At 54.6% G+C, this 14,707-nt stretch carries 12 protein-coding genes; all 12 read left to right on the top strand.

Annotated features, from left to right (window positions below):
• Positions 1-218: 218 nt before the first annotated feature.
• Positions 219-1,166, top strand: coding sequence for a 16S rRNA (cytosine(1402)-N(4))-methyltransferase RsmH (gene rsmH, locus EA58_RS04845; protein ID WP_036749630.1), 948 nt, complete (start codon positions 219-221; stop codon positions 1,164-1,166).
• Positions 1,163-1,483 (top strand): cell division protein FtsL, encoded by a 321-nt coding sequence (ftsL, locus tag EA58_RS04840; RefSeq protein WP_036749628.1) that lies wholly within the window; start codon positions 1,163-1,165, stop codon positions 1,481-1,483. Before rsmH ends, ftsL begins: the two co-directional genes overlap by 4 nt.
• Positions 1,483-3,255: a penicillin-binding transpeptidase domain-containing protein gene (locus EA58_RS04835; protein ID WP_051641900.1), complete on the top strand. Its 1,773-nt coding sequence runs from the start codon at positions 1,483-1,485 to the stop codon at positions 3,253-3,255. The genes ftsL and EA58_RS04835 overlap by 1 nt, the downstream gene beginning before the upstream one ends.
• Positions 3,242-4,759 carry a UDP-N-acetylmuramoyl-L-alanyl-D-glutamate--2,6-diaminopimelate ligase gene (murE, locus tag EA58_RS04830; protein WP_036749625.1) on the top strand — a complete coding sequence of 506 codons (1,518 nt, stop codon included), beginning with the start codon at positions 3,242-3,244 and terminating at the stop codon, positions 4,757-4,759. Before EA58_RS04835 ends, murE begins: the two co-directional genes overlap by 14 nt.
• Positions 4,756-6,201, top strand: coding sequence for a UDP-N-acetylmuramoyl-tripeptide--D-alanyl-D-alanine ligase (gene murF / locus EA58_RS04825; protein WP_036749622.1), 1,446 nt, complete (start codon positions 4,756-4,758; stop codon positions 6,199-6,201). The genes murE and murF overlap by 4 nt, the downstream gene beginning before the upstream one ends.
• A 2-nt stretch (positions 6,202-6,203) precedes the next feature.
• Positions 6,204-7,286 (top strand): phospho-N-acetylmuramoyl-pentapeptide-transferase, encoded by a 1,083-nt coding sequence (gene mraY / locus EA58_RS04820; protein ID WP_036749620.1) that lies wholly within the window; start codon positions 6,204-6,206, stop codon positions 7,284-7,286.
• 1 nt (position 7,287) lies between these two features.
• Complete coding sequence (gene murD, locus EA58_RS04815) at positions 7,288-8,631, top strand: UDP-N-acetylmuramoyl-L-alanine--D-glutamate ligase (RefSeq protein ID WP_036749617.1); 1,344 nt, start codon at positions 7,288-7,290, stop codon at positions 8,629-8,631.
• Entirely contained in the window at positions 8,625-9,833 is a 1,209-nt protein-coding gene (ftsW, locus tag EA58_RS04810) for a cell division protein FtsW (RefSeq protein WP_036749615.1), read from the top strand. The genes murD and ftsW overlap by 7 nt, the downstream gene beginning before the upstream one ends.
• Positions 9,820-10,881 carry an undecaprenyldiphospho-muramoylpentapeptide beta-N-acetylglucosaminyltransferase gene (murG, locus tag EA58_RS04805; RefSeq protein ID WP_036749612.1) on the top strand — a complete coding sequence of 354 codons (1,062 nt, stop codon included), beginning with the start codon at positions 9,820-9,822 and terminating at the stop codon, positions 10,879-10,881. The genes ftsW and murG overlap by 14 nt, the downstream gene beginning before the upstream one ends.
• A 19-nt stretch (positions 10,882-10,900) precedes the next feature.
• On the top strand, positions 10,901-12,358 hold the full coding sequence (gene murC, locus EA58_RS04800; RefSeq protein WP_036749609.1) for a UDP-N-acetylmuramate--L-alanine ligase: 1,458 nt from the start codon (positions 10,901-10,903) through the stop codon (positions 12,356-12,358).
• A 302-nt stretch (positions 12,359-12,660) separates the two neighbouring features.
• Positions 12,661-13,428 carry a cell division protein FtsQ/DivIB gene (locus tag EA58_RS04795; protein ID WP_036749606.1) on the top strand — a complete coding sequence of 256 codons (768 nt, stop codon included), beginning with the start codon at positions 12,661-12,663 and terminating at the stop codon, positions 13,426-13,428.
• An 11-nt stretch (positions 13,429-13,439) separates the two neighbouring features.
• Positions 13,440-14,696, top strand: a complete 1,257-nt coding sequence (gene ftsA / locus EA58_RS04790) for a cell division protein FtsA (RefSeq protein WP_036749603.1) — start codon at positions 13,440-13,442, stop codon at positions 14,694-14,696.
• Positions 14,697-14,707: the final 11 nt, after the last annotated feature.

Here is a 14,707-nt window from a genome sequence, read left to right as displayed (position 1 = left end):
AGAATTTCATTTTTCCTGTTGCCTGCATCAAATGGGCAGGTATAAATAAAGTTGTGTGTACTGACTGGCGCATGCGCATGAAACAGCGCCCGGTTGGTGGCCTCTGACTGTTCTGAGCAGAACAGACAGCGCAGCAGACAACCAACGCCCAGTGATTTCTGGTGAAGGCATCCGGCCGGTGTCTTCAGTACGCTTTTTATTCAGCTGAATCAACAATTATGTCCGAACAATTTGCACATGTTTCTGTGCTGCTCCATGAGTCTGTTGATGGCCTGGCCATCAAACCAGACGGTATCTATATCGATGGCACTTTTGGTCGTGGTGGCCACAGTCGCCTGATCCTGTCTCAACTGGGTGAACATGGCCGTTTGTATGCCATTGACCGCGATCCGCAGGCGATTGCGGAAGCTGGCAAGATTGACGACCCGCGTTTTACCATTATCCATGGCCCCTTCTCCGGGATGGCCGGTTATATGGCTGAACTGGGTCTGACCGGAAAAATTGACGGGGTGTTGCTGGATTTGGGGGTTTCTTCTCCTCAGCTCGATGATGCCGAGCGTGGCTTCAGCTTTATGCGTGACGGCCCGCTGGATATGCGGATGGACCCAACATCCGGTGTGTCTGCGGCGGAATGGCTGGCGACGGCTGATGCCGACGACATTGCTTGGGTACTGAAAGAGTTTGGGGAAGAACGCTTTGCCAAGCGCATTGCTCGTGGCATCGTGGAATACCGCTCAAATCCGGATAACCTGCCGTTAGAAAGAACGACTCAGCTTGCCAAACTGATTGCGGATGTTTCGCCCTTTAAGGACAAACACAAGCACCCAGCCACGCGTAGCTTTCAGGCGATCCGTATCTATATCAACAGCGAACTGGAAGAAATTGATACCGCCCTGCATGGTGCCCTTGAGGTACTGGCCCCGGGTGGCCGCCTGTCGGTGATCAGCTTCCATTCACTGGAAGATCGCATGGTGAAGCGCTTTATCCGTAAGCAGAGTAAAGGGCCGGAAATTCCACCAGGTTTGCCGCTCACCGAAGATCAGATTAAAGCACTCGGCAGTGCTGATTTGAAAGCGGTCGGGAAGGCAATCAAGCCAACGGCTGCGGAAACTCAGCATAACCCGCGAGCGCGCAGCTCGGTATTACGGCTGGCTGAGCGCCTATGAGTATTCAGCCAACACCTGCAGAGAGTCTGATTCGTCAGATCGGTCGTGATCTGGCGACCGTCGGCCGTGTGCCGTTGATTCTGATGGTGTTGGTGCTGATATCGGCACTCGGGGTGGTGTATATCACCCACCAGTCCCGCCAGCTGGTGGCACAGCAGGAGCACTTGCTGATTGAGCGGGATGATCTTGACATAGAGTGGCGCAACCAGCTGCTGGAAGAAAATTCGCTGGCAGAACACAGCCGCATTGAAACTCAGGCGGAGAAAGCGCTTGAGATGAAGCGCCCGAATGCAAATAACGAAGTTGTTGTGCAGTGATGAAAAAAGACACTTCTGCGCCTGAACCGCAAACCCCACCCCCCGCATCGCCTTCGTCCGCTTTTATTCCGTGGCGCTTTGGTTTGATTTGCGGGGTGATTGGACTGGCCCTGCTCGCTTTGATTGGCCGGGCTGCCTATATCCAGGTTCTTGAACCGGGCAAACTGATCCAGGAAGGCGATTTGCGTTCGCTGCGCGTCAAAGCCATGCCTTCTGCCCGTGGCATTATCTCTGATCGCAACGATGAGCAACTGGCCGTCAGTGTCCCTGTACAGGCCGTCTGGGCCGATCCTGTTGATATCTATAAGCATGGCGGTATTACTGAGCCGGCTCGCTGGCATGCGCTGGCCGATGTCCTCGGGCTGGATCGCAAAGAGATGCTGTCCCGGCTGGAAGAGAACAAAACGCGCCGTTTTATCTACCTGCAACGTCAGGTCAGTCCGGCAATGGCGACCTACGTCAGCAAACTGAAGTTGCCTGGCATCGGGCTGAAAGATGAGTCCCGCCGTTTTTACCCGGCAGGTGAGGTCAGTGCGCACTTGATTGGGGTCACTGGCATTGACGGACGCGGCCTGGAAGGGGTGGAGCGTACCTATGATGGCTGGCTGACCGGTGAGCCGGGACGTCGGACTGTCCGAAAAGACCGCTATGGCCGGGTGGTTGAAAACATTTCTCTCAAACAGCGCGAGCCCGGGAAACCGCTGACGCTGAGTATCGATCAGCGTTTGCAGGCGGTTGCCTACCGGGCTGTGAAGCAGGCCGTCGTGGATTACAACGCAACGTCGGCATCGATTGTCATGGTGGATGTCCGGACCGGCGAAGTGCTGGCGATGGTCAATGCCCCGTCTTACAACCCGAACAATCGCGACCAGCTGCAAAGCTTCCGGATGCGTAACCGGGCGATTACCGATGCCATGGAGCCGGGATCAACCATCAAACCTTTTGTCGTTTTGACAGCACTGGAAAACGGTGTGGCCGATGAGCAAACCATCATTGATACCGGGAACGGTATTATGCAGGTGGGTGGCAGCCGGGTTCGGGACGTGTCCCGTGTCGGCAAGGCCGATCTGGCAAAAATCCTGAAAAAGTCCAGTAACATCGGGGTGAGTAAGCTGTCACTGGCCATGCCGGTGGATGCCGTGCTTGGGATGTACAGCGGAATGGGACTGGGTGAAGCCTCGGGGATTAATCTGATTGGTGAAGCTCAGGGACTCTTCCCGGATCGTCGCCGTTGGTCGGATTTTGAGCGCGCGACACTGGCATTTGGTTACGGTATTTCGGTCACGCCGATTCAGTTAGTACGTGCTTACGCGACACTGGGCGCAATGGGCGTGAACCGGCCGCTTTCTATCCTGAAAACTGAGGCTGTAGTGCCTGGTCGTCAGGTGGTTTCTGCGGTCAATACCCGGAAGGTGCTGAATATGCTGGAAGGGGTGACTCAAGCGGACGGCAGTGCCAAACGCGCTGCGGTGCCGGGATACCGGGTTGGCGCCAAAACGGGAACCGCGAAGAAAGCGGCGGCCGGAGGCTATAGTGATGAATATGTTGCGATGACCGCTGGGCTGGCTCCGATCAGTGAGCCGCGAATTGCGATGGTGGTCGTGGTGAATGAGCCGCAAGGCGATGCGTATTATGGGGGTCAGGTTGCTGCACCGATATTTTCAGAAGTGATGGGCAGTGCCCTGCAGATTCTGAATGTCAAACCTGATGCCGGAAAGGGTGATCAATTAAATATCGTACACAACAGAGGCAAATCTGATGCCGGAACCTGATGTTTCACTTTCTCTGGGGGAGCTGCTGGCTCCCTGGTTTGATCCAGCCATCCTGACACCATCGGTCGCGGCGTTGGCTGTGGATGCGCTGACGATGGACAGTCGTGCGGTGTCGCCAGGCTGTATTTTTGTGGCCATTAAGGGTCATGCGACGGATGGTCGCCAGTATATTGCTGCGGCTATCGCTGCAGGTGCGTCTGCGGTATTGGCACAGGCAGAAGCGAACCAGCCAGATGGATTGGTGGAATATCTGGATGATATCCCGGTAATCACGATTCAGGGGCTGCCAGAGAAGTTGTCCGATATGGCGGCTGTAGTTTATGGTCAGCCGGATCAGAAACTTCAGCTGGTGTCGGTGACCGGCACGAATGGTAAAACCACGGTCAGCCAGATACTGGCACAGTGGGCGGCACTGCTGGGTCGCACTTCTGGTGTGATGGGCACGACAGGCAACGGTTTACTGGGGAAACTGACACCGTCAATGAATACGACTGGCAACGCCATTGATGTTCAGCGGACGTTAGCGGAGTTAACACAACAGGGTGCAGACTTTGCTGCGATGGAAGTTTCCTCGCATGGTTTGGTGCAGGGGCGGGTGAAAGCGCTGCATTTTGCTGCCAGTATTTTTACCAACCTGAGCCGGGATCACCTTGATTATCATGGGGATATGGCCGCGTACGCTGATGCGAAACAGAGCCTGTTTACCCAGCATCATGCGGGTGTCGCTGTGATCAATGCGGATGATGCTGTTGGCCGGGTCTGGTTAACCACCTTACCGGATGCTGTGGCAGTTGCCACCGAATCACAGCTTCTGGCAGCACACCCCGGGCCGAAATTGTGGCTGACAGCCGTCAGTTATACCACTCAAGGGGTGACGGCATCGTTTGACTCCAGCTGGGGGGCGGGTGAATTGACTGCGCCTCTGGTCGGTGCCTTTAATGTATCGAACCTGCTGCTTGCACTGGCGACGTTATTATCGCTCGGATATCCGCTGGATGCGTTGCTGGCGGCTGCGCCCCGTTTGCAGGCAGTGACGGGGCGGATGGAAGTTTTTCAGACCGCTGACAAACCTATGATGGTGGTTGATTATGCTCACACACCGGATGCGCTTGAGAAAGCACTGGCTGCTCTGCGTCACCATTGTGAGGGGCAATTGTGGTGTCTGGTGGGCTGTGGTGGCGAGCGGGATCGTGGTAAGCGACCGATGATGGCGTCGGTGGCCGAGCAACTGGCCGACCATGTGATTCTTACCGACGACAATCCGCGCAGTGAATCACCGCAGCAGATCGTCAACGATATGCTGGCTGGCCTGACGCACCCGGAGCGGGTACAGGTCATTCACGACAGAGCCGAAGCCTGTAAACAGGCATTTATTCAGGCCGGTGCCGATGACATTGTCCTGGTGGCCGGGAAAGGGCACGAGGATTATCAGGTCCTGGCGGGGAAAACGATTCATTACTCCGATCGGGAAACCGTTCAGGCCTTGCTGGAGACACAAGCATGATTCAGGTGACGCTGAACGAACTGGCGAGGGCGCTGGACGCCCGTCTGATGGGTCAGGACGTCAGTATCGACAAGGTTTCTACCGATACCCGGACGATTGAGCCGGGTACATTGTTTATTGCGCTCAAAGGTGAGCGTTTTGATGCCCATGATTTTGCAGCACAGGCACAGGCGCAGGGCGCTGCCGCACTGCTGGTCAGCAGGCCGTTGGATGTCGCTTTGCCACAATTACTGGTCGCTGACACCCGACAGGCACTGGGACAGTTGGGTGCCTGGCTGAAAGCGAAAATGACTCGTGAGCATGGCCTCAAGACCGTGGCACTCACAGGAAGTTGCGGTAAAACCACGGTGAAGGAAATGGTGGCGGCGATTTTGGGTCAGTGCGGCAACGTGCTGGCAACCGCCGGCAACTTCAACAATGACATTGGCGTGCCGCTGACGCTGCTGCGACTGACGCCGGAACACGATTTCGCCGTCATTGAGCTGGGCGCGAACCACGAGAAAGAGATTGCCTATACCACGGCACTGGTTCAGCCTGAGGCGGCGCTGGTGAACAATCTGGCAGCATCCCATCTGGAAGGCTTTGGTTCGATGGATGGGGTGGCGAGAGCCAAAGGGGAGATCTTTGAAGGGCTGGTGCCGGGGGGCACAGCGGTGATCAATCTGGATTCCAATGCGCTCGCAATCTGGCAGCCGGTTCTGGCTGATAAGCAGGTTGTAAGCTTTGGCGGGCCGGATGCAACGCCTGAAACGGCTCAGAAATCTGTTCAGAAATCTGTTCAGAATTCTGTCGCAGGGTTCTCAGCCAGCGGGATTAGCATTAACCCTCAGGGCTGCCCTTGTTTTACAATGCGCACCCCCGTGGGTGATGTCACCCTGACGTTGCCGGTGGCGGGACGTCACAATGTGGCCAATACGTTGGCTGCTGCGGCACTGGCACTGGCGATGGGAGCGACACTGGCGCAGATCGTGGCGGGGCTGGAACAAATGACGGCGGTGAAAGGCCGTGCGCTGATCCTGAAACCCAGACCCGGACTGCGTCTGATTGACGATACTTATAATGCCAGTGTGGCATCTGTGAAAGCTGCCATTGATCTGCTGGCTGATTTTGAGGGACAACGCTGGCTGGTCTTTGGTGACATGGCAGAGATGGGACTGGAAAGTGAGCGAATGCATCGCGAGATTGCGGATTACGCCCGGCAGAAAGAGCTGGACCGCGTGATGACATTCGGCAAGGACAGTGCCATTGTCAGTGCGCTGAATCAGGGGCAGCATTTCAGTGATAAGCCAGCCCTGCTGGATGCACTGACAGCACTGGTACAGCAGCAAATTCATCAGGAATCCTTGAAGGATCCTCAACAACAACAAGAGATAACAGTGCTGGCAAAAGGGGCGCGTAGCGCTCAGATGGAAGATGTGATTGCCGCATTGCAGGACTTATAAGAATGATTTTTTGGTTAGCAGACTTACTTGAGTCGACTTTTCCTTTTTTCCGTTTATTTGAATACCTGACGTTTCGCGCCATTATCAGTGTGTTGACTGCGTTGATCCTTTCTCTGTGGATGGGGCCACGTCTGATTGCCCGTCTGCAGATGATGCAAATTGGTCAGGTGGTCCGCCATGACGGCCCGGAGTCGCATTTCAGCAAGCGCGGGACACCGACCATGGGTGGGATTATGATCCTGGCTGCGATCACTTTTACCGTGCTGTTATGGTCTGATCTGAGCAACCCTTATGTCTGGGCCGTCCTGACGGTGATGCTGGGCTATGGCGTTGTAGGTTTCATCGATGACTACCGTAAAGTGGTCCGTAAAAATACCGATGGTCTGATCGCCCGCTGGAAGTATTTCTGGCAGTCGGTGATTGCGCTGGTGGTGGCTTTTGCCCTGTATGCACACGGGAAAGACACGGCTGCGACGCAATTGGTCGTGCCGTTCTTCAAAGAAGTGATGCCGCAACTGGGTTTGCTTTATATTGCTCTGACCTATTTTGTGATTGTGGGAACCAGTAATGCGGTGAACCTGACCGATGGTCTGGACGGCCTGGCGATTATGCCAACTGTCATGGTTGCAGCAGGCATGGCGTTCATTGCCTGGGCAACCGGGAACGTGAATTTTGCCAGTTATCTGAATATTCCGTATATCAGCAACGCCAGTGAACTCGTGGTCGTCTGTGCCGCAATTGTCGGTGCCGGGCTGGGTTTCCTGTGGTTCAACACGTATCCCGCTCAGGTCTTTATGGGTGATGTAGGCTCACTGGCACTGGGCGGTGCGCTGGGAACCATTGCGGTGCTGGTCCGTCAGGAGCTGCTGTTGGTGATCATGGGCGGTGTGTTTGTTATGGAAACGGTGTCGGTGATCCTGCAGGTCGGTTCTTACAAACTGCGCGGTCAGCGTATCTTCCGAATGGCGCCAATTCATCATCACTATGAACTGAAAGGCTGGCCGGAGCCACGTGTGATCGTGCGTTTTTGGATCATCACACTGATGCTGGTGCTGTTTGCGCTGGCAACGCTGAAGGTGCGTTAACATGGATCGCTTGGCGCTGGCAAAAAAGGTCGTTGTCGTGGGATTGGGTGTCACCGGACTGTCTGTGGTGAACCACCTGAAAAGACAGCCTGAGGCACCGCAGATCCGGGTGATTGATACCCGTGTGAATCCGCCGGGCCACGAACAGTTGCCGGCAGATGTTGCGCTGAGTGCGGGTGAATGGCAAATGGACTGGTTGCTGGATGCCGATCTGATTGTCGCCAATCCGGGAGTAGCTTTGTCGACGCCGTCGTTGAAAACTGCGGCGGCTGCCGGGATCCCGATCGTTGGGGATATCGAACTCTTTGCCTGGGCGGCAGATAAACCTGTCGTTGCCATTACCGGTTCTAACGGTAAAAGCACGGTCACCAGTCTGGTGGGTGAAATGGCAAGGGAAGCTGGCATCAAGGTTGGTGTCGGGGGCAATATCGGTCTGGCGGCACTCAATATGCTGGGGCAGCAAAATGAGCTGTATGTTCTGGAACTGTCCAGCTTCCAGCTTGAAACGACTGCCTCACTGGATCTGGTTGCTGCGGCCTATCTGAATCTGTCTGAAGATCATATGGACAGGTACGACAGTTTGACGGATTACGGATTGGCAAAACAGCGAATTTACCGTCACGCTCAGTTGGCGATCAGCAATCGTGACGATACCGCGACGCTGCCAGTAGAGTTTGCTGGTAAGCAGAGCAGTTTTGGTTTTGATGAGCAGGATTACGGGCTGATCCAATATCAGCAGGAAGAATATCTTGCCGTGAATGGTGCGCCGATCCTGCCAAGTAAAGCACTTGCGCTCGTGGGCCGCCATAATGTTGCCAATAGTCTGGCGGCTCTGGCGCTGGCTGATGCCGCTGGCATTGATCGCGAAGCATCCTGTCGGGTGCTGCGTCGCTATACTGGTCTGCCGCATCGGTGCCAGCGTGTCGTGCAGGCGCATGGTGTGGATTGGGTAAACGATTCCAAAGCGACCAATCTCGCCAGTACCCTGGCGGCGCTGAATGGATTGTCGCTCCCGGGGCGTTTGCATCTGCTGGTTGGCGGCGACAGTAAAGGCGCTGATTTTGCGCCGCTGAAAGCTGTTCTGGAAACGCTGAATGTACAGTTGTACTGCTTTGGTCGTGATGGTCACCGGCTTGTGTCACTGACAGCGAACCCGGTTGTGGTGGAAACGCTGGATCAGGCGATGGCGATTGCTGCAGCAGAGGCCACCGCCGGAGATATGGTGCTGCTGTCACCGGCTTGTGCCAGCCTGGATCAGTACCCGAATTTTATGGCCCGCGGCGATGCCTTTGCTGAACTGGCGAACATCCTGAAAGATCAGGTGCAGGGAGCACAAGTATGCTGAAAGGGGTCAAAGATGCCCTGTTCGAAATCAGCCAGTGGTTCAGCCGGCCCGCACCGCCCTGTCAGTATGATCGGCAATTGGTTTGGATCAGCCTGTCTCTGATGGTGACCGGGCTGGTCGTGGTGAGCTCAGCTTCCATTCCGGTGGCGACCCGACTGACCGACATCCCTTTCTATTTTGCCCTGCGTCATGCATTTTTCCTGGTTTGTGCACTGGTGATCGCGGCACTGATGGTTCAGATCCCGCTGGCGCGCTGGCGTCAGTTGAGTGTTCCCATGCTGTTCGTGTCATTGGCGTTGCTGGTCATCGTGCTGGTTCTGGGGCGCTCGGTCAACGGAGCCGTGCGCTGGATCCCGCTGGGGATCTTTAATCTGCAGCCGGCCGAAGTGGCGAAGTTGTCGCTTTTTGTCTTTCTGTCCGGATATCTGGTCCGTCAGTATCAGCAGGTTCGGCAGAGTTTCTATGGCTTTATTAAGCCGCTGGTGGTGTTGGCTCTGATGGCAATCCTGCTGTTGCTGCAGCCGGATCTGGGTTCCTTCGTGGTGATGTTTGTCACAACACTCGGGATGTTGTTCATTGCCGGTGCCAGGCTGTGGCAGTTCCTTGCGATGCTGTCGATGGCGCTGGTTGGCATTGTGATGCTGATTGTTTTTGAGCCCTACCGGATGCGTCGGGTGACGGCCTTTCTTGATCCTTGGGAAGATCCGTTCGGCAGTGGCTATCAGCTGACTCAGTCGTTGATGGCGTTCGGCCGGGGAGACTGGCTGGGACAGGGCTTGGGCAACTCCATTCAGAAACTTGAGTATCTGCCGGAAGCTCATACGGACTTTGTCTTTGCCGTTTTGGCTGAAGAGCTGGGGCTGGTGGGGGTCACTGTGGTTTTGCTGCTGATCTTTGCTTTGGTCTTTAAGGCGCTGCTGATTGGCCGGAAAAGCCTGCAGTCGGGCCAGCTCTTTGGCGGCTTTCTGGCGTTCGGGATTGGTTTTTGGTTTGCATTCCAGACACTGGTCAATGTGGGGGCGGCGGCCGGTATGGTGCCGACGAAAGGCCTGACATTACCGCTGATCAGTTATGGTGGCTCCAGTTTATTCATTATGTCGACTGCCGTGGCGATTCTGTTGCGGATTGACCATGAGCAGCGCCATCAGGCGCGTTTCGGGCACGCTCAAATAAGTGATGAAAATGACAATGAAGAAAAATAAACGCCTGTTAATCATGGCTGGCGGAACCGGCGGTCACGTATTTCCGGCGCTGGCTGTAGCTCGCCAGCTCCAGCAGCAAGGCTGGGAAATTCGCTGGCTGGGTACAGCCGACCGGATGGAAGCCGAACTGGTGCCTAAACATGGTATTGAGATCGATTTTATTCAGGTGAAAGGCTTGCGTGGGCAGGGACTGAAGAAGTTACTGGCTGCGCCGTTTCAGATTCTGGGCGCGATTGCTCAGGCTCGTCGCTATATCAAGGCCTGGCAACCGGATGCCGTGCTGGGCATGGGCGGTTATGTGAGCGGGCCGGGCGGTGTTGCTGCCTGGCTCAGCGGCATTCCGGTGATTTTACATGAGCAGAATGCGGTTGCGGGGCTGACGAATCGTTGGTTGTCCCGGATTGCCTCGCAGGTGTTACAGGCGTTTCCCGGTGCATTCCCGGGAAAAAACGTGGTTGGGAATCCGGTTCGCCGGGATGTTACCGAACTGGCTTCGCCTGACAGACGGCTGGCTGAGCGGGATGGCCCGATCCGTATTTTGGTGATGGGTGGCAGCCAGGGGGCTCGGATTCTGAATCAAACCCTGCCACAGGCTGCGGCGACATTGGGCAAGGCTGTCGATGTCTGGCATCAGGCTGGCAAGGGGAATCAGGCCAGTACCGAGCTGGCCTATACCGAGGCCGGTGTGCCTCAGTATAAAGTGACTGAATTTATTGATGATGTGGCATCTGCGTACGACTGGGCTGATTTGGTGGTCTGCCGGTCTGGTGCGCTGACCGTTTCTGAGTTGTCGGCAGCCGGTGTGGGTGCGATTTTCGTTCCTTTTATGCATCAGGATCGCCAGCAGGCATTGAATGCCGACCATTTAGTGGCTTGTGGTGCCGCTTATATGATTGAACAGCCGGAATTAACCGCAGACAAACTGGCACAGCAGATTGCGACCCTGGATCGCCCGGCTTTGCTGAGTATGGCTGTGGCGGCGAGAAAAGCTGCGATTCTTGATGCGGATGTCCGGGTGGCAGACGTGATTAAGGCGCAGGCAAAGTAACAGATAAGAGAACAGAGTGATGAATAAACTGGATAACCAGCAAATAGCAAAAATCAGAACAATGGTGCCAGAAATGCGCCGGGTTGAGCGCATTCACTTTGTTGGAATCGGCGGTGCCGGCATGAGTGGGATCGCTGAGGTACTCCTGAATGAAGGGTATCGGATCAGCGGTTCAGATATTACACCGAACACTGTCACTGAACGTCTTTCAGCGCGAGGTGCGGCGCTGTTTTTTGGTCATGCCAGTAGCAATGTGGAAGGTGCCAGTGTTGTCGTGGTCTCGACCGCGATTGCAGCCGATAATCCTGAGCTGAAGGCAGCCCGTGAACTCCGTATTCCTGTTGTGCGTCGGGCTGAGATGCTGGCAGAGCTGATGCGTTATCGTCACGGCATTGCCATTGCCGGTACGCACGGGAAAACCACGACGACGGCACTGACCACTCAGATTTACTCAGAAGCAGGGTTAGATCCGACCTTTGTGAACGGCGGTCTGGTGAAAAGTGCCGGCACCAATGCGCGTCTGGGGTCCAGCCGCTATCTGATTGCGGAAGCCGATGAAAGTGATGCGTCATTTATTCACCTGCAGCCGATGGTGTCTGTGGTGACCAATATTGAAGCAGACCACATGGATACCTATGGCGGTGACTTCGAAAATTTGAAACAGACCTTCATCGATTTTCTGCATAACTTGCCGTTCTACGGGCTGGCTGTGATGTGTATTGATGATCCAGTCGTTCGTGAACTGCTGCCTCGTGTGGGTCGGCAGGTGATCACTTATGGGTTCTCGGAAGATGCGGATGTACGTCTGGTTGACTATCGTCAGCAGGGCCAGCAGGGACATTTCACGATTCAGCGTAAAGGGAAGCCTGCTTTGTCGGTCACGCTGAACATTCCGGGACGACATAATGCCCTGAATGCTGCTGCGGCTGTTGCGGTTGCGACGGAAGAAGGCGTTGAAGATGACGCGATCCTGCGCGCGCTGGCTGAGTTTGAAGGGACGGGGCGTCGTTTTGATCAGCTGGGTGAGTTTGACACCGGAAAAGGGAAAGTCATGCTGGTGGATGACTATGGTCACCATCCGAGTGAAGTTGATGTGACGATTCAGGCGGCCCGTGCAGGTTGGCCGGATAAACGCCTGGTGATGATCTTTCAGCCGCACCGTTATAGCCGGACCCGTGATCTCTATGATGATTTTGCCAATGTGCTGGAGCAGGTTGATGTCCTGTTGATGCTGGATGTTTACAGTGCCGGTGAAGCGCCGATTCCGGGCGCTGATGGCCGTTCGCTCTGCCGGACTATTCGCGGTCGGGGTAAAGTTGATCCGATTTTTGTTCCGAATGCTGCCGCTTTACCTGCTGCATTGGCGAATGTCATGCAAGAGAATGACCTGGTCCTGACGCAAGGTGCTGGTGATGTTGGTAAAATTGCACGTCAACTGGCTGCATTGGCGCTTGATGTGAAAAAAATGAAGAAATAATGTGCTCCAGAGCCAGCCTGTCACTAAAATCAGGGATATTTTGTGTCACTTTCTTGCACTTATTCGCTAAGCTTGTGGCAAAAGGCTGAAAAATCCTGTCAATGAATATGCAATGATGATTCCCGACAGGAAATTGCGGACAATAGTTGGAGAGCATCGTGTTGGTCGGTATAATCGGCCAACTTTTTTGCTGTCCTCGCCCGAATCTGATGAAATTTTATGACAGGTAAGTCTTCACTTCGCTTGTCTGGCGAACAAAATAACGGCAGACTGATATGGTTCAGGAAATGAAGTGTTAAATCATGACTGAGGCAGCCTTAAAGCAGAATCATTGGGTTTCTGGCCCATTATCCCAGTGGCGTGATCTGAGCTTTCTGGCTTTGGTGATTGCCGGGATGATCTGGCTGTTTGTATCCGTGATGCATTGGATGACGGATGCTAACCGTATGCCGCTCTCGCAGCTGGTGATCCAGGGGGATCTTGAACATCTGACGACGGAACAGGTCAGGCAGGGAATCCTGGAGATGGGCGAATTAAGCAGTTTTATGCTGCAAGATGTCGATGAAATCCAGCATGCGCTTGAAGCGCTTCCCTGGGTTGCTCGCGCATCGGTTCGTAAACAGTGGCCAGATACGGTGAAAGTTTATCTGGTTGAGCATCGGCCTGCGGCGGTCTGGAACGACAGATTTCTGGTGAATCAGCAGGGGTTGGTGTTCGAGGCACCTGCATCGGACGTTTCTGGTGAGTCTTTGGTGACACTGGAAGGTCCGGATGGTAGTAGCGAAGAAATGCTGAAAACGTGGCGCGAAATGCAACCTGAGTTGCAGCGCGGCGGATTGGAAATTGTTAGGCTGTCCTTGAATCAACGGCGGTCCTGGCGGATCTGGCTGAGTAACGGTATCCGACTGGAACTGGGCCGGGAAGCAAGACTGGAAAGAATTAAGCGCTTTTTATGGCTTTACCCCGAGCTGGAACAGCAGGGTAAAGCGATAGATTATGTCGATCTGCGTTACGATACGGGTGTCGCCGTAGGTTGGCAGCAGAATAATGAAGAAGTAGTTCAGGAATAGAGCGTACGCTAATGACGAAGGCAACAGATAAAAAACTCATTGTTGGCCTTGATATCGGTACTTCCAAAGTCTGTGCTTTGGTCGGTGAGGCATTGCCGGATGGCCTGGTCAATGTCATTGGTGTGGGCAGCAGCCCGTCGAAAGGCATGGATAAAGGCGGCGTGAACGATCTCGAATCTGTCGTTAAATCCGTGCAGCGAGCGGTTGACCAAGCAGAGCTCATGGCAGATTGTCAGATTACCTCTGTGTATCTGTCGTTGTCCGGAAAACATATTCGTTGCCAGACCGAGAAAGGGATGGTGCCGATTTCCGACAAAGAAGTGACTCAGGATGATGTGGATAACGTCATTCACACCGCAAAGTCGGTCAAAATCAGTGACGAACACCGAACCTTGCATGTCATCCCGCAAGAGTTTGCGATTGACTACCAGGAAGGGATTAAAAACCCGGTTGGTTTGTCTGGTGTGCGGATGGAAGCCAGCGTGCATATGATTACTTGTCACAATGATATGGCAAGGAACATCGTAAAAGCCGTTGAACGCTGCGGATTAAAAGTGGATCAGTTGATCTTCTCAGGGCTGGCGGCCAGCTATGCGGTGTTAACCGCGGACGAGCGTGAACTGGGTGTCTGTGTGGTGGATATCGGTGGGGGAACCATGGATATGGCTGTGTGGACCGGTGGTGCGCTTCGGCATGCGGAAGTCATCCCTTATGCGGGTAATGTGGTCACCAGCGACATTGCCTATGCCTTTGGTACCCCACCTGGGGATGCTGAGGAAATTAAAGTGAAGTATGGCTGCGCACTGAGCGAGTTGGTCAGTAAAGACGCCAAGGTCGACGTTCCCAGTGTGGGCGGACGGCCGTCGCGCAGCCTGCAAAGCCAGACGCTTGCGGAAGTGATTGAACCGCGTTACAGCGAATTGCTGGGTCTGGTGAATCAGAAGTTGGTGGAAATACAAGAACAACTGCGTAATACGGGTGTCAAACACCAGCTGGCAGCTGGAATCGTGTTAACCGGCGGTGCCTCACAAATGGAAGGGCTGATTGAATGTGCTGAACGGGTTTTCCGGAATCAGGTACGTTTGGGCCGACCGCTGGCATTAAGTGGCTTAACGGACTATGTCCAGGCCCCGCATTACGCAACGGCAGTAGGATTACTGCATTACGGAAAGGACAGTCAGACATTTGAAGATAGTGAGTTGGAGCCCAAGCGTTCAGTGGCAGGCTTGTTCACTAAAATTAGTGGTTGGCTAAGAAAAGAATTTTAAACCTGATGCGA

Origin of the sequence: Photobacterium galatheae, assembly GCF_000695255.1 — a bacterium.
GTDB lineage: Bacteria > Pseudomonadota > Gammaproteobacteria > Enterobacterales > Vibrionaceae > Photobacterium > Photobacterium galatheae.
The sequence above is the reverse complement of the archived record's forward strand: the minus strand, read 5'-3'. Positions and strand labels throughout refer to the sequence as shown.